Annotated in this window: 19 protein-coding genes; 11 read left to right on the top strand and 8 right to left on the bottom strand. The window is 41.7% G+C overall.

Annotated elements, in window-relative coordinates; translation table 11 throughout:
• The first annotated feature begins 100 nt into the window (after nt 1-100).
• On the top strand, nt 101-1,357 hold the full coding sequence (locus tag M1E96_RS01305) for a valine--pyruvate transaminase (RefSeq protein ID WP_140179656.1): 1,257 nt from the start codon (nt 101-103) through the stop codon (nt 1,355-1,357).
• A 413-nt stretch (nt 1,358-1,770) separates the two neighbouring features.
• Here the strand turns inward: M1E96_RS01305 and M1E96_RS01300 are convergent, their stop codons facing one another.
• A complete protein-coding gene (locus tag M1E96_RS01300; RefSeq protein ID WP_070929416.1) occupies nt 1,771-3,429 on the bottom strand; it encodes a putative transporter in 1,659 nt (552 codons plus the stop codon).
• 475 nt (nt 3,430-3,904) lie between these two features.
• Between M1E96_RS01300 and M1E96_RS01295 the strand changes: the two genes are divergently transcribed.
• Nucleotides 3,905-4,255, top strand: a complete 351-nt coding sequence (locus M1E96_RS01295) for a YceK/YidQ family lipoprotein (protein ID WP_140186280.1) — start codon at nt 3,905-3,907, stop codon at nt 4,253-4,255.
• A gap of 160 nt (nt 4,256-4,415) precedes the next feature.
• Here M1E96_RS01295 and M1E96_RS01290 read toward each other — a convergent pair whose 3' ends face one another.
• Entirely contained in the window at nt 4,416-5,747 is a 1,332-nt protein-coding gene (locus M1E96_RS01290) for a DUF3748 domain-containing protein (protein ID WP_319067864.1), read from the bottom strand.
• A 125-nt stretch (nt 5,748-5,872) separates the two neighbouring features.
• Between M1E96_RS01290 and M1E96_RS01285 the strand changes: the two genes are divergently transcribed.
• On the top strand, nt 5,873-6,487 hold the full coding sequence (locus tag M1E96_RS01285; RefSeq protein WP_070929419.1) for a trimeric intracellular cation channel family protein: 615 nt from the start codon (nt 5,873-5,875) through the stop codon (nt 6,485-6,487).
• Between the two features lie 26 nt (nt 6,488-6,513).
• Here M1E96_RS01285 and ligB read toward each other — a convergent pair whose 3' ends face one another.
• Nucleotides 6,514-8,202, bottom strand: coding sequence for an NAD-dependent DNA ligase LigB (gene ligB, locus M1E96_RS01280; protein WP_319067867.1), 1,689 nt, complete (start codon nt 8,200-8,202; stop codon nt 6,514-6,516).
• A gap of 414 nt (nt 8,203-8,616) precedes the next feature.
• Between ligB and gmk the strand changes: the two genes are divergently transcribed.
• The 6 genes from gmk (at nt 8,617) to M1E96_RS01250 (ending at nt 15,352) form a co-directional block, all read left to right on the top strand.
• Nucleotides 8,617-9,240, top strand: coding sequence for a guanylate kinase (gene gmk, locus M1E96_RS01275; RefSeq protein ID WP_319067869.1), 624 nt, complete (start codon nt 8,617-8,619; stop codon nt 9,238-9,240).
• A 57-nt stretch (nt 9,241-9,297) separates the two neighbouring features.
• On the top strand, nt 9,298-9,573 hold the full coding sequence (gene rpoZ / locus M1E96_RS01270; protein ID WP_070929422.1) for a DNA-directed RNA polymerase subunit omega: 276 nt from the start codon (nt 9,298-9,300) through the stop codon (nt 9,571-9,573).
• 19 nt (nt 9,574-9,592) lie between these two features.
• Nucleotides 9,593-11,710 (top strand): bifunctional GTP diphosphokinase/guanosine-3',5'-bis pyrophosphate 3'-pyrophosphohydrolase, encoded by a 2,118-nt coding sequence (spoT, locus tag M1E96_RS01265; RefSeq protein WP_070929423.1) that lies wholly within the window; start codon nt 9,593-9,595, stop codon nt 11,708-11,710.
• 18 nt (nt 11,711-11,728) lie between these two features.
• On the top strand, nt 11,729-12,448 hold the full coding sequence (trmH, locus tag M1E96_RS01260; protein ID WP_070929424.1) for a tRNA (guanosine(18)-2'-O)-methyltransferase TrmH: 720 nt from the start codon (nt 11,729-11,731) through the stop codon (nt 12,446-12,448).
• Between the two features lie 198 nt (nt 12,449-12,646).
• Nucleotides 12,647-14,728 (top strand): ATP-dependent DNA helicase RecG, encoded by a 2,082-nt coding sequence (gene recG, locus M1E96_RS01255; protein WP_319067873.1) that lies wholly within the window; start codon nt 12,647-12,649, stop codon nt 14,726-14,728.
• A gap of 75 nt (nt 14,729-14,803) precedes the next feature.
• Complete coding sequence (locus M1E96_RS01250) at nt 14,804-15,352, top strand: NADPH-dependent FMN reductase (RefSeq protein WP_272580491.1); 549 nt, start codon at nt 14,804-14,806, stop codon at nt 15,350-15,352.
• An 84-nt stretch (nt 15,353-15,436) separates the two neighbouring features.
• On the opposite strand, the gene gltS is transcribed toward M1E96_RS01250, so the two are convergent.
• On the bottom strand, nt 15,437-16,651 hold the full coding sequence (gene gltS / locus M1E96_RS01245) for a sodium/glutamate symporter (RefSeq protein ID WP_070929426.1): 1,215 nt from the start codon (nt 16,649-16,651) through the stop codon (nt 15,437-15,439).
• A 244-nt stretch (nt 16,652-16,895) separates the two neighbouring features.
• Between gltS and M1E96_RS01240 the strand changes: the two genes are divergently transcribed.
• Together M1E96_RS01240 and M1E96_RS01235 are read left to right on the top strand one after the other, a co-directional pair.
• Nucleotides 16,896-18,278 carry a uracil-xanthine permease family protein gene (locus M1E96_RS01240; RefSeq protein WP_272580492.1) on the top strand — a complete coding sequence of 461 codons (1,383 nt, stop codon included), beginning with the start codon at nt 16,896-16,898 and terminating at the stop codon, nt 18,276-18,278.
• 97 nt (nt 18,279-18,375) lie between these two features.
• Entirely contained in the window at nt 18,376-20,163 is a 1,788-nt protein-coding gene (locus tag M1E96_RS01235; RefSeq protein WP_319067877.1) for an AsmA family protein, read from the top strand.
• Nucleotides 20,164-20,307: 144 nt separating this feature from the next.
• Here M1E96_RS01235 and fabY read toward each other — a convergent pair whose 3' ends face one another.
• The 4 genes from fabY to M1E96_RS01215 all read right to left on the bottom strand — a co-directional run bounded on the left by fabY (nt 20,308) and on the right by M1E96_RS01215 (nt 23,812).
• Nucleotides 20,308-21,231 carry a fatty acid biosynthesis protein FabY gene (gene fabY / locus M1E96_RS01230; RefSeq protein ID WP_070929432.1) on the bottom strand — a complete coding sequence of 308 codons (924 nt, stop codon included), beginning with the start codon at nt 21,229-21,231 and terminating at the stop codon, nt 20,308-20,310.
• Between the two features lie 23 nt (nt 21,232-21,254).
• Nucleotides 21,255-21,692, bottom strand: coding sequence for a D-aminoacyl-tRNA deacylase (dtd, locus tag M1E96_RS01225; protein WP_070929434.1), 438 nt, complete (start codon nt 21,690-21,692; stop codon nt 21,255-21,257).
• A 201-nt stretch (nt 21,693-21,893) separates the two neighbouring features.
• Nucleotides 21,894-22,508, bottom strand: coding sequence for a glucose-1-phosphatase (yihX, locus tag M1E96_RS01220; protein ID WP_070929436.1), 615 nt, complete (start codon nt 22,506-22,508; stop codon nt 21,894-21,896).
• 281 nt (nt 22,509-22,789) lie between these two features.
• The gene (locus M1E96_RS01215; RefSeq protein WP_369427337.1) at nt 22,790-23,812 is read right to left on the bottom strand and encodes a LacI family DNA-binding transcriptional regulator; all 1,023 of its coding nucleotides are present in this window, start codon (nt 23,810-23,812) and stop codon (nt 22,790-22,792) included.
• Nucleotides 23,813-24,004: the final 192 nt, after the last annotated feature.

The following is a 24,004-nucleotide window of genomic DNA, read 5'->3' as shown; positions in this document are numbered from 1 at the left end:
TGTCAAGCATCAATCAGTTCTAGCGGTTGAACTCTGCGGTTTGGCGGAGTATGTTTTAAATTCTATTAACAACTTACTTAACAATATGTGAATAAATGAGATGATATTTTCTAAATTCGGTAATAAGTTCGCTCAAAATTCAGGTATCTCAACATTGATGAAAGACTTGAATGATGGCCTCAGAACCCCGGGAGCAATTATGCTTGGCGGTGGTAACCCTGCTCATATCCCTGAAATGGATGAGTATTTCCAAAAGCTATTAGCTGAAATGAGTGCAAACGGTAAGTTAACTGATACGTTGTGCAACTACGATGGGCCACAAGGCAAAGATGCCATGTTGAAAGCGCTAGCGGCAACCCTAAAAGCGAAACTAGGCTGGAATATCAGTGCAAAAAATATTGCGCTATCTAACGGCAGCCAAAGTGCGTTTTTCTACCTATTTAACTTGCTTGCTGGTCGTTTTGAAGATGGTATCACCCGTAAAGTCCTATTCCCTCTCGCCCCTGAATACGTTGGGTATGCGGACTCAGGCTTGGATGATGATTTATTTGTGGCAAACAAACCTCAAATTGAATATCTACCAAATGGTCAATTTAAATATCGGGTTGACTTCAATACATTAGAGGTCACTAAAGATATTGGGGTTATTTGTGTTTCACGTCCAACTAATCCCACTGGGAATGTGATCACTGATGAGGAAGTTGTACACCTTGATCAATTAGCCAAACAGCACAACATCCCATTATTGATTGATAATGCTTACGGTGTACCTTTTCCAGGCATTATCTTCAGTGAAGCTACCCCATTTTGGAATGATAATGTCATTCTTTGCATGAGCTTATCGAAGCTTGGCTTACCCGGCACTCGTTGTGGGATCATCATTGCTAACGAAGAAATCATTGAAGCAGTGAGTAATATGAATGGCATTATTAGCCTAGCTCCCGGCGGGATTGGCCCTGCATTAGCATTAGAAATGCTGCAACGCGATGAACTGATCTCTTTATCCCAAAATGTTATTGGCCCTTTTTATAAACAACGCGTGGAAGAGGTTATTAACATCATTCGCCGTTATATCCCGGAAGATAAATGCCTGATCCATAAACCTGAAGGCGCTATTTTCTTGTGGTTATGGTTTAAAGATTTGCCAATTACCAGTTTAGAACTTTACCAACGTTTGAAAAAACGCGGTGTATTAATGGTTCCGGGTCATTATTTCTTCCCCGGTATTGAAGAAAATTGGCCGCATGCTCACCAATGTATGCGTATGAATTATGTACCTGAGCCTGAAAAAATAGAGAAAGGTATCGCAATCCTCGCAGAAGAATTAGAGCTAGCTTACCAAACTGTTGAGTGCTGATAGCTGATATATCAATATCAAGTGACGGTGGGTTAAATCACACCGTCTTTTTACTGTTTATGATCCTAAAATCTACCACGCCCCAGAACACTAGCGTTTTATTTTAGGTAAAAAAAAAGCCCTTTTTAATTAAAAGGGCAAAAAATTAGCGAGAACTCCGTAATTAAGAATTACATTACGAATATCATTCATCTTCATTAAATCACTTTTCGTATCTATCCATTGATGGAATAAGCATCTTTTTTACTGCTATTTGAACGAATATACTCTAAATAATTCGAGATGCAGGTAGGCGACAAGTGAAGATAGGCGGGGGGGCATAGATAAACTCTGTGACTCGACTCGCTGAGTGTAGTCAACAACCCTGCAACTTGAAGTATAACGAGTATATATATTTTTTCGTTGCCGCCCCATTACAGTGCCCAAAACAAAATAGCCAATAATTGTGGTGAGATAATACGCAGAAACATGGCTAAAGGATAAACTGTCGCATATGAAAGTGCCGGAGCACCACTGGTTGGGTGAATATTATTAGCAAATGCCAATGCAGGTGGATCCGTCATTGATCCCGCCAACACTCCACATAAACTGAGATAGTTCATTTTGCCAAAAATGCGTGCCACAAGACCAGTGATGAATAGTGGCACGAATGTAATCAGCAACCCGTAACCAATCCAAGTCAAACCATCACCTTTAATTAAGGTATCAATAAAACCTCCGCCGGAATTCAATCCAACAACGGCAAGAAACATCACTATTCCAAGTTCTCTTAAGGCGAGGTTAGCGCTTGGTGGCATAAACCAATATAGCCGCCCTATCGTACCGATACGGCCTAAAATCAGTGCAATCACTAAAGGTCCACCAGCCAAGCCTAGTTTTAAGGCCGCAGGAAAACCGGGTATAAAAATGGGTATAGAACCTAAAACAACCCCCAGACCAATACCAATAAAAACAGGTAACATTTGTACTTGTTGCAGTTTTTGTTTCGCATTCCCCAACAATGCGCTAACCGCTTCTATTGATTCAGGCCTCCCAACAATATTGAGAATATCGCCGAATTGCAGAGTCGAATTATTATTAGCAACAAGTTCAATACCCGCACGGTTAAGGCGAGTCACCACAACATCGTATTTTTGCTTCAGGTTAAGATCACGTAGACGTTTACTTAGCACCGCATCGTTGGTCACAACAACTCTTACCGAATGTAATGTAGAACCCGATGTTGATAATGATGCATCCACTTCTTCACCTAATATCAGGCGAACTTTATTGAGATCATCCTTTTGCCCTACAACATGAAGTAAATCTCCCAATTGAATTTCAGTTGTCGGTTGAGGAACCATTAGCATTTCGCCCCTTTTCAACCTTGAGCAAACTATCTCATCACTACCAAGCAAAGGTATGTCCTGCATCATAAGACCATCAAGGTTGGTATTACGTACCGCAATATTCATGGTTTGCAATGTTTCTCGTTGATGAATACTTTGGCTATTAAATGCAGAGGCTTCTTTATCAACAGCGATTCTAAAAATAATACGGATTAACCACATCACCAACAAAATACCGCAAATCCCCATGGGATAAGCCATCGCATAACCCATCCCCATTTGCCCAACTAATGTAGGGTCGGAACCTAAATCCGTTAAGATTTGCTGCCCTGCCCCTAATGAAGGCGTGTTAGTCACGGCCCCAGAAAAGATCCCTAAGATGATTGGCAACGGAATATTGGCGGATTTATAGATAATTGCAGTGACAATGGCCCCAAGCACAACGACTAATAAGGCAAAACCATTCAGTTTCAAACCGGATACGCGCAATGATGAAAAGAACCCAGGCCCAACTTGAATACCAATGGTATAAACAAACAAGATCAGACCAAACTCCTGAATGAAGTGCAGCATGTGTCCGTTTAACTGTAACCCATAACTTTGGGCAAAATGGCCAACAATTATCCCACCAAATAGCACGCCACCAATACCAAGGCCAACGTTGCGGATTTTCCAATTACCAATCCATAAACCCAGTGCAGCAGCCAACGCCAACAAACTCACAGTAAGAGCTAATTCACTCATAAACCGCTATCCTTTTGACGAAAAGTCACTAACAAAGTATTACGTTCAAGATAAAAACATGTAACTGAATCGATTGTGCCAAATAAAAACAAAGTAATATGTGCAATAGCACACAGTTCAAAGCAAATTAAAACGCCATATATGCGTATAAATTGATTATGTACATACAAATTAAACATTCACTGATACTAATTAACGTCTTTTACAAATAAAAATATTTAGTTTAAATATTTATCGATATTTCTAATACAAAACCAATGATTCATATTATGCTGTGGATTGTGAATTTTGCATTTTGAGCTATTATTGCCACATGAAACAATATGCTCTAAATAATTCAAAATGCGCGTAGGCGACAAGTGAGTGAAACGCTAGGAGTATAGAGTCTATGGGACTAGTGCTAATGAATGCAGTTCACAACACTGCCACTTGAAGTATAACGAGTATAATAGACGATGACATAGGTAAATGAATTATGGCTGTTTTATTGATTACAAGAATACTAGTGTGTTTCACCCCGCTGCTGCTCACCGGCTGCTCTAGTATTATGAGCCACGCAGGACCCAGTGATGGCTACTATCCAGGCTCAAAAAATAGTCTTGAAATGATTAAAGATGAAAACACGGGTTGGGTCATGCGCCCTTTATTAGCCATTGATTTACCGTTTACTGCTGTAATGGATACACTACTCATACCGCTTGATTATGTTAAAGCAGACAGTAATCCAGAAGAAGACTCGCCAAAGAAACGAATAGAAGCACTGGATAAACAAGCCAATGCAAAATCAAACCATAGCCAAATTAATTCTGAAAGTAACGTAAACTGATTTATTCAAATAAAGAGTAGCCAATTTTTAATTTATTCTTTTTGACACGAGTACTAAAAAATTATCAAATTAAAGCTATTAAATAATAATTAAAAAGTAGATAATTCGTTTTGCACTCATCATATTTTATATTGGCTACATTTATCCTACTAAAATACAACTAATCAGTGTTCACTCCTGAACCAACAATATAAATTTGCCTAAACCCCTCATTATCATCCCGCATATAAGCAATTAAACGGTCATCCGGTGAGAAAACAACAGCATCAGCAACAGGAGCAATTTCACTACGTTCAGTTAACCTACGCAGTTCACCTGAAGAAATATCACAACACATCACACTGTTATCACAGATAAAACTAATATGAGTTCCTTGACTATTCCAACTAAAAGCTGACTGGATAGGCGTAGTACTATAGGTGATTTGAGTAAGCTCACCTGTCGAGGTGGCTACCAGCCATAACTGCACAATACCGTCATCATCTTTCATCAAGCAGGCAATAAAACGCCCATCAGGGGAAGAACGTAACCAGTGTCTAGGCTGCTTTGCTAAGCCTGGATATCGGCGATCATGAGTAAAAGTCAATCGTTTCTGCTGCACACCTTTTGGTGGATACGGCATTTGTGATGTTGTTCCTTGTAGAGGAAACTCGCCTTGCTGCGTTAAGTCTTTTTGATCATCAGGAAGATCAACAATAAATACCTCAGGAACAATTTCTCCGTCTAATGAATGAGTATCTCCAATAAATGCAATCGCTCTCCTTTTCCAGCTTCCATCACTCTTTAAATATCCTTTTTGACCAATCCATCCTTCTTCATAAGCACGACTGATGTCATCGCTACCTTGCCGAGGCTCAAGTACCGTGTAGGTGATCACACAACAAAAGTATTCACCACTATATTCACGTGGGTGCTTTTTAGGCTCCACATTAACCGGATGTACAGGAGCCGCTATCGCAACATTACGCTGATCTAAATGAGCATCTTTTTCATGCATAACATGATCATTGTAAGTAAAACTTAACCACTGACCATCAGGACTGAAAACATGAACATGCGTACCACCACGCAATGCTCCTGCGATATAAGGTGACGTAATGCACATCGCATCAATCGGATGCGCTTTACCTAAATTATCATCACTAACATATACCCCTTTTCGATGATGAAAATCATATTGCCATTGTTCATCAGGGAATTCAGGACCATGAATAAAAGCATAGCGAGGGGGATTTTCAGCACTGACAGTGACGACACCAACATGTGCACCATGTTTTGCTCGATAAATTTCCTGCTGCTTCTGACTATTCACATGAACTTTTTCTATTGTTAGCCCAGTAAATGAGCTACCACTAGGGCGCACGTCATACGCTAGCCATTGGCTATCCGGAGTCCAAACATTAATATTAGTAAGCTGATGACTGCGTTTATCATGAGTAATTTGCGTTTCTTTGTAGGGAAGTTTACCGTTCAATATGTTATCCTTTGACATCCGTTAATATAGCTATCGGATTACTTTAACTAATCCATTTTGCAAGGCACTAGAAAATCTCAGTCGAGAATTTCTATAAGTAATATTACCCTTTAGCAATCACTTTAGTGTCGAATAGAATCATTATGTTATTAAGTGTTCTCTATATAATAGGTATTACCGCAGAAGCCATGACTGGGGCTCTCGCTGCTGGCCGACGTAAAATGGACGTCTTTGGTGTCATCATTATTGCATCAGCAACGGCCATTGGTGGTGGTTCTGTTCGCGATGTCTTGCTCGGTCATTATCCATTAGGCTGGATAAAAAACCCCGAATATATTCTCACTGTTGCTGGTGCTGCCATCGTGACTATCTGGATTGCACCTATGATGAAGCATTTACGCCGTCTATTCCTCATTTTAGATGCTATTGGCTTAATTGTATTTTCAATTCTTGGTGCTCAAATCGCCCTTGATATGAATTATAGCCCAGTCATCGCAGCGATCGCAGCCGTCATCACTGGCGTATTCGGTGGCGTACTACGCGATATGCTCTGTAATACCATCCCTCTTGTGTTCCAAAAAGAAGTTTATGCAGGTGTCTCTTTTGCCGCTGCATGGTTATACATTGGGCTTTTATATACGCCATTGCCGCAAGATATCGTCGTTATCATCACCCTTGTTGCTGGTTTAAGCGCTCGACTTCTAGCAATACGCTATCGTTTAGGGCTCCCCATTTTTAACTACGAAAGTCAAGACTAAATCGCTTATAAGCCACCTTAGTGCCCTCAAGTAGGTGGCTTTACTTTTAGATCACCAATAACAAGTAATGCTTCCTGTATCTCAGGTATTAACAGCCACCTTTCTAGCTTCTTCTTCGACTCCAGACTTAATCCTAAACTATTTATAAAGACAGCATCGTTGAGCTGACTTAGCTCTGAAAAAAAAGACAAATACTTATCGTTTAGAGGGATCCCTAAGCCTTTTAACCAGTTTTTTAATGGCTGTTTATAAGCATTTCGAAACTGTACTATCAATTTTGCCACTTTCTTGGAATTAGGTAGATTATTTTGCCAATTTGTTGATAACCATGCTGTCAAACTTGTCAGTTGATGATTCTCAACCCATTCACGCCATGTTCCCTCACTAATTCCTTTTATTTTTAGTTGCTTACCTAGCCAATTTAAACGAGCAACAAATTGCTGATAGCAGTGAGGCTTCGCAGTAAAACAGCTGAAAAAATGAAATTGGCTAAACAAAGAGGTATCCAGTACTTTGCGCTGCTGAGGGCGCCAAATAACCGATTCTAGTTTAGGGATCCCATGCCCTGCCAGCCCTACTTGTATCATATCTCCAGCGACTACATCTTTTTTATGCCAAGCACTTAACGGCCCTAAACTCACTCGATGTACTACTTTACTATCTAATTCAATTGGCTCAATTTCCGCGACAACACTTACCCGCCCAGTTCTACCCACATGGAAGCTAAGCTCAATAACGGTGGATAGCCTGCTCTTGTGCGGATGCTTCCAAGCAACTGCCCAACTATTACTATTGGCTTGCCATGCATCCATTTGTGGTGTGGGAAATGATTTCAACACAATACCATCTGTCGCAAAGGGCATCGATTGCTGATAATAATGCTGCTGCCAAACCCTCACTTGATCCATATTTTCTATTTTGTGGCTATGCTGTTGGCTTAATGTGAATCCTAAATTAGCTAGCTGCTCCCATTGTTGTTTGCCATTTTTGGGTCCATTAGGCCATGCCCAAATAAATACACCGATATTGTTTTCAGGTATTTCAGGCACCGTTTTACGCATTAACCAACCTGCAATTTGATTGCGTGCATTAACCCCACCTTTTGATTGTTGGATATGGTTTTCTAGTCGCCAAAATAGCTCCCCCTGAAATATTAACAGAGGCCGTGATGTCAATATTTCTTTAGGTAATGAGGGAATAAAGTCAGCTTTACCCCTCCACTCCAACCCTTCAATACCATTACCACGGCTGATCATCGACACGAGCTTCCCTTGCTTATAGACCAATGAAACTGCGACACCATCTAATTTAGGTTGTAGCCAGACATTTGTTCTTGTATCCAGCCAATGCTCAATCTCCATTTCATTGAGTTTTTTCAAGCCTGTATGTGCAACAGGGTGCTTAGTGACTCGCTGTTCCGTTGATAAATTTAATAATGGCAATTCAGTCGGTAGGTTTTGGCATGCTTGCCAATGTTGCCAAGTATTGAAAAGTTGATCATAAGTTTCATCGTTAATAGGACTACTGCCCGATAAGCGATATAAACGGTTCCAATGTTGTAGTTGCAAGCCTAACCTTTGGCTTTCTGTCTCTATTGCTGTTTGATTCATCATTGAGCAATGACTTGCGGATGAATAACGACTGTAAAAAATACCGCCCCCAAATACCCAAAATATAAGTAGACACTGTTTTCCTAGAGCAAAAATCCTTTTCACATAATAGCCCCCATCAAGTTTTAACCATCGTAATATGCACCAATTGTGAAGCGATATGTCAAAACTTGTCGGTATTTTCACCTGTTATACAAAACACTTCGCAAAAGGAATGTATTTTGTGAAAAACAATAAATATTTTCTGGTACAGCTTCGCAAATCATCTATTTATTAAATTAATTGCGCTATATACTCTAGATAATTCAAGGACAACAAAGTAATAATAAGTACGCCATAACATGACAAAGTTTTCTCTGAGTAGAATGACTCACATTTAGTGTAAGTTAAAAGATGGCAAATAAATGGTACTTGAATGATAACTATTGAGAACGCTGTATGTTGGTCTAAGTCCGTGTATACTATGTGGGGTTAATCACCTTCATTTATATTTAACTCTCGAGCATTCAAGAAATCATCATGATACAAGGCACTTTATATATTGTTTCTGCACCAAGCGGCGCAGGTAAATCCAGCCTCATTCAGGCGTTGCTGAAAACACAACCGTTGTATGACACTCAAGTCTCTGTTTCTCATACAACAAGACCCGCACGCCCTGGTGAAGTACATGGTGAACATTATTTCTTTGTTTCTGAAGCTGACTTTTTAACCATGGTAGAGAAAAATGAGTTCTTAGAACATGCCTGCGTTTTCGGTAATTACTATGGAACTTCACGACCTATTATTGAAGAAGTGCTCAAAAGCGGAGTCGATGTTTTTCTTGATATCGATTGGCAAGGCGCACAACAGATCCGTACAGCAATGCCTGAAGCACGTAGTATTTTTATACTACCACCATCAAAAGATGAGCTTTATCGGCGTCTACGCGGTCGTGGCCAAGATAGTGATGAAGTTATTGAAAAGCGTATGTCGCAAGCCGTTGGTGAAATCGAACATTACAATGAGTATGACTATCTGATTGTCAATGATGATTTCAACACCGCATTAAGCGATTTGCAGGCAATCATTCGTACCGAGCGTCTAAGATTAGCCCGTCAAGTTCAACGACATGATGCTTTAATCAGCAAATTGCTGGCAGACTGAGAATAGTTTCAGTATCATATCAGGTCATTTTTTTATTTCTTTTGGAGTAGCACACTTATGGCACGCGTAACTGTTCAAGACGCAGTAGAAAAAATTGGTAACCGCTTTGACCTCGTACTGGTCGCGGCTCGCAGAGCTCGTCAGTTACAAGCAGGTGGTAAAGATCCTTTAGTTCCTGAAGAAAACGATAAATTCACTGTTATCGCTCTACGCGAAATAGAAGAAGGTTTAATCAACGGTCACATACTGGATGTACGTGAACGTCAAGAACAGCAAGAGCAAGAAGCGGCTGAAATGCAAGCAGTTTCTGCTATCGCTGAAGGTCGTCGCTAATTACTAAGGTGGGTCTGCCTTGTATCTGTTTGAGAGCCTAAATCAAGTAATTCAGAAGTATCTTCCTAAGGAACAGATTGAATTACTGAAAAAAGCCTATGTTGTTGCACGGGATGCCCATGAAGGACAAACCCGTTCGAGTGGTGAGCCATATATTACTCATCCAGTTGCTGTAGCTTGCATCCTTGCTCAAATGCGCTTGGATCATGAAACACTTATGGCGGCGCTACTTCATGATGTGATTGAAGATACTCCAGCGACATTTCAGGACATAGAAGAGCTATTTGGCACCACTGTTGCGGGCCTCGTTGAAGGTGTCTCTAAACTAGATAAACTCAACTTTCGCGACAAAAAAGAAGCTCAAGCAGAAAACTTCCGCAAAATGATCATGGCGATGGTTAAAGACATTCGCGTCATTTTGATAAAACTGGCAGACCGCACTCATAATATGCGAACGCTTGGCTCCTTAAGGCCAGATAAGCGTCGACGCATTGCAAGAGAAACCTTAGAAATTTACAGCCCTCTAGCGCATCGTTTAGGTATCCACCACATCAAAACAGAGCTTGAAGAGCTCGGTTTTGAGGCGCTATATCCAAACCGTTATCGTGTTATCAAAGAAGTGGTTAAAGCCGCTCGTGGTAACCGTAAAGAAATGATCCAAAAAATCCTTTCTGAGATCGACGGACGCCTCACCGAGGCGGGTGTCCCCTGTCGAGTCAGTGGACGCGAGAAACACCTTTACTCTATCTATCGCAAAATGCATCTTAAAGAGCAGCGTTTCCATTCAATTATGGATATCTATGCCTTCAGGGTGATCGTGAAGGATGTGGATACCTGCTACCGTGTGTTAGGGCAGATGCACAATCTATACAAGCCACGTCCTGGCCGTATCAAAGATTATATTGCCATCCCTAAAGCTAACGGCTATCAATCATTGCATACCTCATTGATTGGTCCACATGGTGTCCCTGTCGAGGTACAAATTCGTACTGAAGATATGGATCAAATGGCTGAAATGGGGGTCGCTGCGCACTGGGCATATAAAGAGCAAGGCGAGCAAGGCACAACGGCACAAGTTCGTGCACAACGTTGGATGCAAAGCCTACTTGAATTGCAACAGAGCGCAGGCAGCTCTTTTGAATTTATCGAAAGCGTTAAATCTGATTTATTCCCTGACGAAATCTATGTATTCACACCAGAAGGCCGAATTGTTGAGCTACCAACAGGTGCGACACCTGTAGATTTCGCTTATGCCGTCCATACTGATATTGGCCATGCTTGTGTTGGGGCACGGGTTGATCGCCAACCTTATCCGCTGTCTCAATCGCTCACTAGTGGCCAAACCGTTGAAATAATTACGGCTCCAGGTGCAAGGCCAAATGCTGCTTGGCTAAACTTTGTGGTCAGCTCAAAAGCACGTGCAAAAATTCGTCAGCTGTTAAAAAACCTTAAACGAGAAGACTCTATTAATTTAGGTCGCCGTTTATTAAATCATGCACTGGGTACAGGCAATAAACTCAGCGATGTGCCGCAAGCGAATATTGACCTTGAATTGGCACGCATGAAACTGAATTCAATTGATGACTTACTCGCAGAAATAGGTTTAGGTAATGCGATGAGTGTCGTGGTTGCGCGTAACTTGCAAAGCAACCCACAAGTCACGCCAGAAGACGAGCCAGCAGTTACCGCTCGCAATAAGCTGTCAATCAAAGGTGCTGATGGCGTTCTGATCACTTTTGCTAAGTGTTGCCGTCCTATCCCTGGTGACCCTATTATTGCTCATATCAGCCCAGGTAAAGGGTTAGTGATCCACCATGAATCATGCCGTAATATTCGAGGCTACCAAAAAGAGCCGGATAAATTTATGGCTGTAGAATGGGATACAGACACCAATACTGATTTTATCGCTGAAATCAAAGTCGATATGATTAACCACCAAGGTGCTCTGGCAAATTTAACCGCAGCCATCAATGATGCAAACTCTAGCATTCAAAGTATGAATACCGAAGAGAAAGATGGTCGTGTTTATTGTGCCTTTATCCGTTTAACAACTAAAAACCGCGTTCAATTAGCGAATGTGATGCGGAAAATCCGTATCATGCCTGACGTATTGCGTGTTAGTCGAAACCGTAATTAAAGATACCTGTAATTAACTATGAATGAACGCCGCTATCGCCGCATTTGCCAAATGATGGCGATGCGGCAACCAGATCTCACTCTTTGTCTCGAAGAAATCCATAAACCCCATAATGTTTCAGCTATCGTGCGCAGCGCAGATGCTGTTGGGATCCATCAAATTCATGCGATTTGGCCCGACCAACAAGTTAAACTTTCTGTCTCTTCTGCTGCTGGCAGCAACAGTTGGGTAAAAGTGATCCCTCATGTCTCAACAGAAGACGCCATTTCACAGATAAAATCACAAGGAATGCAAGTTCTGGTTACGAATCTATCAGAGCATGCTGTCGATTTTCGTGAAATTGATTATACACAACCAACCTGTATTATGATGGGGCAAGAAAAAAAAGGCATCTCGACTAAAGCCCTTGAACTCGCAGATCAGCATATCATCATACCGATGGTTGGCATGGTGCAATCACTCAATGTCTCTGTCGCATCAGCACTGATCCTCTATGAGGCACAGCGCCAACGTCAATTAGCCGGTATGTATGATAGGGAAGACAGTTTACTTTCTGCTCAAGAGCAACAAGAATGGTTATTTGAAGGCGGTTACCCTGTTCTTGCAGAAGTTGCTAGGCGCAAAGGTCTGCCTCGACCTTATATTAATCACCAAGGACAAATCGAAGCTGAAGAGTCTTGGTGGGCACAAATGCAACTAACCGAAAAAATGAGAAAGAAATCATTGTATTCTAAATAATTTGAGATATTGCTAAACCACAAGAGAGCCAGTCGCTGGGCTGTTGACCTTTTTAGTTGTCAAAATCTTAGTTGTAAAAATCAGCATCGAAGATCCCCAGTAGTATAGAAACACGGTGATGAATAACGAATGTATACAGTTACCATATGAAAGACGCAGCAACTTGACGTATGACGAAAATAGGTTAAAGGAGAGCCAATGAATAGCGGGCTGCTTGATACAATTTCACTGACCACTTTACATGGTGTAGGTGCCAGCCAATCAGAAAAATTAAGTAAAATTGGCCTCAATACTGTTCAAGATTTACTGTTACATCTCCCTTTACGTTACGAAGATCATACTCGCCTCTACCAAATTCGTGATCTACTACCGGGTACCACCGCAACCATTGTCGGGGAAGTACTACAAACGAAAGTCGTGTTTGGTCGTAAACGTATGCTGACCTGCTTAATTAGCGATGGAACCGGTAATTTAACCCTACGTTTTTTCAATTTTTCGGCAGCAATGAAAAATAGCCTTGCTGAAGGCCGTCATGTTATCGCTTATGGCGAGGTTCGCCGTGGTAATTCAGGACCAGAAATCATTCACCCCGAATACAAAGTATCCCAAGATACGACGAATATCGCGCTACAAGAGTACCTAACCCCTGTGTATCCCACCACTGATGGGGTAAGGCAGGCAACACTCAGAAAGTTGATTGAGCAAGCTTTAGTGCTGCTAGAAAGCGGACAACTAAAAGAGTTACTCCCCGAAGAACTTAGTCGAGGCTTAATTAGCCTTCCTGATGCAATCCGCCTATTACATACACCACCAGCTAATGTCGCTTTAAGTGAATTAGAAAAAGGCCAACATCCAGCCCAAAAGCGTTTGATATTGGAAGAGCTCCTTGCTCATCACTTAAGTATGTTAGCCATTCGTGCTGGTAATCAACGATTGTATGCTCAGCCTATGCCTACAACAGCACAATTAAAACCACAATTTTTATCGCAACTGCCTTTTTCTCCGACCAATGCGCAAACTCGAGTGGTTGCTGAGATAGAGCAAGATCTCGCGAAAGATGTACCGATGATGCGTTTAATTCAAGGTGATGTTGGCTCAGGTAAAACGCTTGTCGCGGCTCTCGCTGCGTTATCTGCGATTGAAAATGGTAAACAAGTGGCCTTAATGGCACCCACTGAGATTTTAGCTGAACAGCACGCAAATAATTTCAAACAGTGGTTTGAGCCATTAGGGATCAAAGTTGGCTGGTTGGTTGGCAAGCAAAAAGGCAAGGCACGCCAACAACAGCAGGATGCTATCGCCAGCGGTGAAGTGAGTATGGTTATCGGTACCCATGCCCTTTTTCAAGAACATGTCGTTTTTCAGGCATTGGGGCTAGTTATTATTGATGAGCAACATCGTTTTGGTGTACATCAACGCCTTGCCTTACGTGAAAAAGGTGAGTTGCAAGGGTTTCATCCACATCAATTAATCATGACAGCAACCCCCATTCCACGCACACTGGCGATGACAGCCTATGCTGATATGGATACTTCAGTTATTGATGAATTACCACCGGGCAGAACCCCTGTCACGACCGTTGCTATCCCTGATACACGGCGTAACGATATTATTGAGCGAGTTAGGCAGGCTTGTATTGATGAAGGTAGGCAAGCTTATTGGGTATGTACTTTAATTGATGATTCAGAGGTACTTGAAGCACAAGCAGCACAAGTAACCAGTGAAGAACTGGCTCTCGCACTTCCTGAATTAAACGTTGGGTTGGTACACGGCCGAATGAAGCCAGCTGAAAAACAAAGCATTATGGCCGCGTTTAAAAATAATGAAATTCAGCTACTGGTCGCAACTACCGTTATCGAAGTTGGTGTTGATGTACCTAATGCAAGCTTAATGATCATTGATAACCCTGAACGACTAGGGCTTGCTCAATTACACCAATTAAGAGGGCGCGTAGGCCGAGGCGCCATCGCTTCTCACTGTGTACTCCTTTATAAAACACCATTAACACATACCGCCAAACAACGTTTGCAGGTGTTACGTGACAGCAACGATGGTTTCGTGATTGCTCAAAAAGATCTGGAAATCAGAGGACCGGGAGAGTTATTAGGTACTCGCCAGACAGGCAACGCCGAATTTAAAGTGGCGGATTTGCTGCGAGATCAACACATGTTGCCAGAAGTGCAACGTGTCGCACGCCATATTCAGCAGCACTACCCAGAAAATGCTAAATTGCTGATTGAAAGATGGCTACCTGAACGCGAGCAATATAGCCAAGCTTAATTTAATTATCGTTCTATAAATACCTTAGTGTTTTTGGTAAAAATTAAAGTACACAACCAAAAGAGATAGTGGAACATGAAGATACAAATCTTAATTGGTAGTGTCCGGCAAACCCGAATAGGCCCTCAGATAGCGCGCTGGGTTAAGGATATTACTGAAAAAAAATTCCTTACAGAAATCGTTGATCTTAAAGATTGGCATTTACCGATGGATGATGAACCCTATCTTCCTGCTGAAGGAATATATACCCAAGAACATACAATTGCTTGGAGCAACAAAATTTCTGAGGCTGATGCTTATATTTTTGTTTTTCCACAATATAACTGGGGATATCCAGCGGCATTAAAAAATGCGATAGATCATTTGTATAAAGAGTGGGACAACAAACCCGCCTTAATGGTTAGTTATGCAAATCGAGGTGGAGGAAAAGCCGCAGAGCAATTGCAACAAGTTTTACAAGGAATTCATATGCGTATTACGGAAACTAACTTAGAAATTAAACTATCCGACGTTAATTTCTCACCTTCCGATAGTGATACCGACTATCCCGAGTCACTCTATCATTATGAAGATGAACTGGTTTCAGCACTCAATCAGCTGAACTTGTTATACCGATCACGCTAACCGCTTAATAATACTTCCTATAAACGAAAATTGCCGTGAACTATATTCACGGCAATACCTGCTATTTATATGATTTATAATTAGTTAACTAACCACTGAAGGGAATACAGGTAACATTAAGTACAGCTTAATCACAATCGCATTGACGATATCAATAAAGAATGCGCCAACCATTGGGACAACTAAGAATGCAAGATGTGATGGACCAAATCTATCTGTCACAGCCTGCATGTTTGCAATCGCGGTTGGTGTTGCACCTAAACCGAAGCCACAATGCCCTGCCGCTAATATCGCCGCATCATAGTTTTTACCCATGACTCGGAAAGTGACAAAAATCGCATAACCCGCCATAACACAAGCTTGAACGACTAAAATGATCAGCATTGGGATAGCTAAGGAAGCTAGCTCCCAAAGCTTCAAGCTCATCAGTGCCATCGCAAGAAATAGTGACAGACTGACGTTACCTAAAACAGAAACCGCACGGTCAAACACGCGGTAGAAACCAGCTAAAGATAGGCTGTTACTTAAGATCACACCGACAAACAGCACACAGACAAATTTAGGCAGTGCATACGCGGTACCAGATAATAGTGATTCAATGTAGCTACCCGCCATCAAACAAATTGCAATCATAGCAATGGTTTCAATCAATACCATTGATGTGATCATACGACCTGATTGTGGTTTCTCAAATGCTGTTGGTACATCTTTATCATCATTCGCTGTACCCGGTGTTGGGATGTTACGAATGAGAAAACGTGCAACAGGACCACCGATTAAGCCACCGAGGACCAATCCAAACGTTGCACACGCCATGGCAACTTCTGTTGCACTTTGAAAACCGTAGCTGTCTGTAAATATTTTACCCCAAGCTGCACCTGTACCGTGCCCACCCGATAAGGTGATAGAGCCAGCAAGAAGTCCCATAAGAGGGTCAAGACCCAATAATTTGGCTAAGGCGATACCGACAGTATTTTGTACTAACAGTAACCCTACAACCACAAAAATAAAGATAAACAGTGCCTTACCACCGGCTTTCAAACTGGCTAAGTTTGCGTTTAAACCAATTGTCGCAAAGAATGCCAACATCATTGGCTCTTGTAATGACAAGTCAAATGACAGGCTCCAATCAAATACTTGTTTAATCACCAGTAAACTAAAAGCCACTAATAATCCGCCTGCAACAGGCTCTGGGATAGTATATTTTTCGAGGAAAGGAACTGATTTTACAAGTTTACGTCCGAGCAATAGCACAAGCGTAGCCGCCACCAGCGTACCGTAGACATCGAGATGATACATTTACGTACCTCGTCTGTTGTTAATATTATTCAAATTTATTTAAAACCAATTAGACGTTAATTTCATCCTTAAAACGCCAAAAGCAGGTACCCGAATTAGAAAAAAAATCGGAGATAAACACAAGTTAAAACATATAAAAATGTGAAGTTACTTATCTATATATGGATAAATATTTTTCACGCAAACGATTGCTTTTTAAATTACTCGCTTTACAATACTTTTTTTGTTGGTAGAGAACTAAAAAATGAACCCCGAAGCATCCGAAAAATCCGCCGTTGACGTAACGGCAAAAAGTGAGCTCATTTATCGTTTAGAAGATAGACCACCGCTACCCCAAGCCTTGTTTGCAGCAGGTCAGCACCTTCTTGCCATGTTTGTTGCCGTGATCACCCCTGCTATGTTGATTTGCCAATCATTAGGGCTGCCAGCTCACGACACACAACGCATTATTAGCATGTCACTGTTTGCTTCTGGTATTGCTTCTTTGATCCAAATTCGCGCTTGGGGGCCTATTGGTTCGGGTCTGTTGTCAATACAAGGCACCAGTTTCAACTTTGTTGCACCTTTAATTATGGGCGGTGTTGCACTCAAACAAGGTGGCGCAGATATTCCCTCCATGATGGCTGCACTATTTGGTACCTTACTGGTTGCAGCGCTGACTGAAGTGGTTCTCTCTCGCTTTTTACATTTAGCACGCCGAGTGATCACCCCATTGGTTTCAGGGGTCGTTGTCATGATCATTGGACTATCACTTATCCAAGTAGGATTAACCTCTATTGGCGGTGGTCATAGCGCAATCGCTGACAATACTTTCGGCTCCCCTGATTATTTGATCTTAGCCGGTATTGTATTAGTCGTTATTATCTTACTCAATCGTCAAAAAAACCCGTATTTACGCGTTGCTTCGTTAGTCATTGCAATGGCGGTTGGTTACCTTGCCGCTTGGTGGATGGATATGTTACCGACCTCACAACCAAGCGATGCAGAGCAATCAATGGTGACAATCCCTGAACCTTTCTATTATGGTTTGTCCTTTGACTGGAATTTGCTGATACCGTTGATGCTAATTTTTATGGTCACTTCTTTAGAAACCATTGGTGATATCACAGCGACCTCTGATGTTTCAGAACAGCCTGTGCGTGGTCCAATCTACATGAAACGCATTAAAGGCGGCGTATTGGCCAATGGGCTGAATTCAATGGTTTCCGCTGTGTTTAACACCTTCCCAAATTCTTGTTTTGGACAAAACAACGGCGTTATTCAGCTTACAGGAGTCGCGAGTCGTTACGTAGGCTACATCGTTGCATTGATGTTAGTTTTACTTGGCTTATTCCCTGCGGTAGCAGGTTTTGTCCAACAAATTCCTGAACCTGTGCTCGGTGGAGCAACAATTGTTATGTTTGGTACTATTGCCGCATCTGGTGTACGCATTGTCTCACGCGAGCCATTAAATCGCCGAGCGATTATGATAATTGCACTATCACTTGCTGTTGGTATGGGGGTTTCACAACAACCTTTAATTTTGCAATTTGCACCTGATTGGCTGAAAACACTGTTTTCTTCTGGTATTGCAGCGGGTGGTTTAACCGCAATTGTACTGAATTTAATTTTTCCTCACGAAAAATAACCTCTTGTTCACCGCCAGAGTTGTATACACATACACTGGCGGTTATTCTGTACTCTACCTTGAAACTGATATATGGAAATGGAGAGGCAGATAAACTATGAGGTGGTTAACCAAGTTCATCACTGCACTTATACTGCTATTATTACTCGTGATTATTATCACTTACGCAGGGTTGCAGACACGCTGGGGCGCATCCTACGCCAGCCAATTTTTAAGTAAATTCACCAATTATGATATTGATGTTGGGATCATGGGTCATGAATTTTCCAACGCTGGTGAATTCATTTTTCAAGATGTCAAACTCACTTCACGCAATCAAGATCTCGCATTAGATGCAAAACAAGTCGTTGTCGAAATCAATTGGCGTAACCTGTTTAGTGGTACTGCAATTCGCCGCTTAGTGATCACACAAGGTAATTTAATTGCCGCAACCTCAGAGTCTCCTACCCCAATTCCTTTAAGTGCCAATATATTACAGTTTGAAAATAGCAGTATTCAATTAAGCCAAGGGACTAACAAAATCCAAGTGTCTGGATTTACAGGCGGCATCACTCCATGGGCTCCAAGCACCAATTATCCATTTGGTCATGGCGATTTCCGTTTTACAACCAAACAATTAAACATCAATGAGTTACCCCTAAAAAATGTCGCAATCACGGGTAAACTACAAGAAAATCTCACCGAGTTTACTGATGCAAATGGTTATTTGAATAATGGTTACATCAAAGGCTCAGGGAAAAAATTAGCTGATGGTTCTATCACGGTTGATTCGTTAGTAATGGACAAAGTAGGTTGGCAAAATAGCATTCCTTTTGCCTCATTAGGCGATGCGATTGATAGCGATCAGCCGATTTCACTCAAAAAAGTCGCACTCACCAATGTTGATCTGCAAGGTAAAGATTGGGCAGTTTCTGGCCTTAACGCTGAAATAGACCACCTTGATTGGGTTAGAGGTAGCTGGAGCACCCCAGAAAGCCATATAAATTTTAGCCTTAATCAATTAGTCATTAATGATCAGCAGCTTGATACGCTGATTGGTGATATCAAGATCCAAGGCGATAACCTAAATATAGAAAAGCTCTCAGGTTATTACTACAAAGGTGTATTTAGCCTGAACGCTATCTGGCAGCGTAATGATAGAACCTTAACTATCAATGAAGGAAAACTTGCCGGTATTTTGTATACCTTACCTGAAACATGGCTAAACTTTTTCAGCCAACCATCACCACAATGGCTATCAGGCTTAACGATCAAACAATTCGCCTTGTCTCAATCTTTATTAATGAATATTGATGCCAGTTTCCCATTTGAATTTACTGCACTTAGCGGCAATATCGAAAACGTCAGTCTCATTAAACAAAAACAATGGGGGGTTTGGAGCGGTAAAGCCTCATTTAATGCAGACAGCGGTACCATCAACCAAGTTATGGTACGCCGGCCTTATATGGATTTACGTCAAAGTGGTCAATCTTCCGCTGCCGCTTCATTAACGGCCAGTACAGATAGCGGAATTGTAAAACTGGGGCTATTAGTGAAGCAATCGCCTCAGAAAACCCCTTTCTTACTACGTGCATCTGGTACTAATATCTCTCTCTCTGCGTTGAATCAGTGGGGCTGGCAGGGTTTCCCACCACTTGTAATTGGCGATTTTGATACCACACTGCAAGGTGATCTATTCGCCCCATCGGTAGAGAAAAGCCTTAACGGTGAGTTAGTCGCAACACCACTACAAGGGAAACAAATGTACCGAACAGTGGTTAACGGAGTCGTCACATCGTCAGTGGAAAGTGATGCACCGCCAGTAGAATCGCAGCCTATACCCGAAACGTCACCAACGTATCAGTTACCCACAAGTGAACAGCTACCTGCGCTGATCACCCAGTAAAAAACAGTAGGCCAGTGTAATCACTGGCCTACTGAGGTTGCTAACGAAGCGAAATAAAATCGGGTTATCAGCCGAAAATTAATGAATTGATTTTCCTCGTTTATCTCATAATCCCGAACGATTACCGCCGAAAATACTTTCCTATTAGCTTGCTTTCATTCGTTTTTCAACGGGTAATACCATGTATACGCCGCTAAAAACAGCACCAACCTCATTGTTTGCTCCGCTGACCATCACTTCAAGCTTAACCCTAGCCTTACTCCCTCTGGCAAGGCGATCAAGATCACCGCTCATATGTGACATATCAGCGACAGCTGTTGGTCTGCCACTAACAGGCTTGCTATAACGGACATTTGCATCCACTAAAACAATATCACCACCCAATTGATGCTCCTGCATCAATAGCCAAATCAATCCCCAGCCCGTTAGGGTAGCAAGAGAGAATTGGCTACCTGCGAAAATCGTTTCATGGGGATTTTTATTACCCGCTTCAGGCATCGTGGTAATAAATTTTTGCCCTGTGTATTGTTCAACCCGCACCCCCATTTTTTCGCTCAATGGGATATATTTGTACCAAGCTTGTTGTAGCTCACCACACCAATCAGGGCGATGAAGGATTTGATCGAGTGTTTCGATAGGTTTGATCATTAAATAATGACGCACAGGTGTTTTCAATTCACCCGCAATCAGGCCGCGGCTTTCAAAGCCAATTTTCTTAAAGAAGGGAACCGCTTCTTCACGAACGCTTGAGACGATTCGTTTAACACTTTCTTGGCGTGCGATGGACTCCAAAGCCATTAAAATTAGTTTTCCCAGCCCTTTTCCTTGCATGACAGGATTAACAGCTAAGAAACGAATAGCTCCCTCATTATCTGCATTGATGTATAAACGACCTATTGCTAAGATGCGATTTTTATCATCAACCACCATCTGATGGTGCGCTGTTAAGTCATAACCGTCTTTTTCGGAACCAAGGGGCTGATTAAAGGGTTTACGTAACATCTCCCAGCGAAACTGGTAGTAAGCGTCAAATTCAGCATCGTCTTTAGGTGCGCGCAGATGGTACATCGTCTCCCCCTTTAGTAATCAAATTAGACTTGCAACCAGAAAGTCACTGGCCCGTCATTGGTTAGACTGACTTGCATATCTGCGGCAAATTGTCCGGTTTCAGTGATAACACCTTGTTGACGGCTTTGCTCTACAAAGTATTGATATAGTTGGTCTGCTCGTGTAGGCTCTGCCCCCCCAGAAAAGCTGGGTCTCATCCCTTTTTTGGTATCTGCCGCCAATGTAAATTGGGAAACAACGAGTAAACTGCCACCTGCCTGTTGAACATTCAGGTTCATTTTTCCCTGTTCGTCACTAAAAATTCGATAACCAAGTACTTTTTCACACAACCGTTTCGCTTTTTGTTCGTCGTCGTCTTTTTCAACACCAAGTAGAACTAATAACCCAGAATTGATTTGACCAACCACTTGCTCATCAACAACCACCGCTGCGTGAGTGACTCTCTGTATTAATGCAATCATGGTAACTCTGTCAAAAAATGGAGTAACTTCTTATATTCGCCATCCTTCAAGTTGCAGCGCTTTACGCTGAGGTATGGTGACTACGCTCACTCACACCCGTCACACAGTTATCTATGCGCCGGGTGACTCATTGACTTATCACCTAACTGCACCTTGAATTATGTAGAGTATAGGCTGCTGCTCCACGGTGATATGGCTCAATTATTCGACTTCAGCATTGAAGTCATAAGTACGGAAGTATTCAGGTACAGTGTCTTTGTTAACAACATGAATACCTTTAATGCCTAATGCCTCTGCGGCTTGAATATTGGCTTCAACGTCATCAAAGAATATGGCGTCAGCAGCATCAAACTCTTCAGATTCCAAAACATATTTATAAATTTCTGGATCAGGTTTACGCATACCCAAATCTTGAGAGAGATAGAGAAAATCAGAGGAAGCTGCAATTTCAGGATAGTGCTCAGGCCAGTAATCTAGGTGCAGGCGATTGGTATTAGATAGCACTACCACACGATGCCCTTGCTCACGCAGGCGCGCCATAATATCGATGACTTCAGGTCTTACTGCCATAAAGATCGCGTGCCAACCTTCAGCAAACTCTTCAAAACTGAGTGTAATATTCAGCTCTTCACAAAGTAGCTCGGCAAATTCGATATCTGAGATCTTGCCACACTCATGTTGTTGGAAGACATTCCCAAAAGTAAACCGTGATTTGATTTCTTCAGATGGCGTACCGCTCAACTCTGACCATTTATCAAAAACACGATTAAAGTCGATATCAATAATCACATTACCCATATCGAAAATATACAGCATACCGTTTCCTCTTAGTTGTTAACTAAATTCACTTTAATCATTATTCATACAGCTGAACAGCACTAATTACAGATTATGTGTGTTTTTTTATTAATCACTATGTTAGCGCTGCCAATCACAGCAATATAAAACCCAAGAACCTAGCCTGATACGCCCCAACAGGAGATAACGTATGGTCATGTCGTTATACTCATTCAAACGTGGAGCAAGGTAGCTTTTCAATGATAATTTACACGATGAAACGCGAACTGATATTTGACTATCTATTTTCTCTAACCTACTTATTTTACTAAAAAATGAGGACCATTAACCACTGAATCTCGAATAATCAATTCAGAGGTGTAGAGATTATCGTTGGAAAAATAGCCTCCGTCCAACATAGCTATCAAACGGTTTACTACATCATGGATCATCTCGCTAACGGGCTCTTTAACACTGGATAGTGCTGGATTCAAAAATGCGGAAGGCGGGATATTATCAAAGCCAATGATAGAAACATCCTGTGGAACACTTAAACCTGACTGATTTAACTTCTTCATAGCACCAATAGCCATATCGTCATTACTCGCCAGTACAGCGCTAAATTTACATTCAGTCGCGAGCAGTTTTTCAATGGCAGCAGCACCACTAGCAGATGTCCATTTACCGGATACAATCAAATCATCTTGTATCAGAAGCCCTGCATGTTCCAGAGCTTCTTTGTAACCGGACAATCGCTCTATTGCTGTAGGAGAGTCAAGAGCACCACAAATAAAAGCAATGTCATGATGTCCACGGTCAATTAAGTAGCGAGTCGCTGTGTAACTAGAACCTTTGTGGTCACAACAAACGCAATGGCTTTGGTGTTTACGCAACTTACGATTCATCACAATAATGGGTTGTTTATACTGTTCAATAAGCAAATCCATTTCATCCACACTCAAAAAACGTGGATAGATGATCACTGCATCACAACATAAATCGAGCAAAAACTGAACGGCTTCATGTTCCTCACGAGCGCTATGTTTACCATCAACAAGAATGATTTGACGCCCACTGGCTTCGAGTTGCAGTGCGGTTTGTGATAACAACTCACTGAAGTAATTGCCTCTATATAACGTATTTGTCACAACAAGGCCAATATAGCCGGACTTACTGGTTGCTAGATTACGCGCGATTAGATTTGGTCGATAACCAATTTCTTCAATCGCTTGATAAACCAAAATCTTAGTCGCTTCGCTTACATAACCTTTCCCTGTCAGTACCCGTGAAACAGTGGCTTTCGACACACCTGCTTTTTTCGCTACTTCCTGCATTGTTGACATAAACAAATACTTCCTATGGCCTCTGCACTTTTAACTATTCTACACATTTTTATCCAACTGACGAAACGAGCTTCATTTTTTAACACAAATCACAAATTGGAAATAAATGAAAAATTCCCATTGCCATATTTAAATTATAAAAACATTATTTGTGGAACCGGTTACCTAAAAGATACAAATCATAATAAGAGC

Source organism: Providencia sp. PROV236, from assembly GCF_033676985.1.
In the GTDB taxonomy this organism is placed as follows: Bacteria; Pseudomonadota; Gammaproteobacteria; order Enterobacterales; family Enterobacteriaceae; genus Providencia; species Providencia manganoxydans.
The sequence above is the reverse complement of the archived record's forward strand: the minus strand, read 5'-3'. Positions and strand labels throughout refer to the sequence as shown.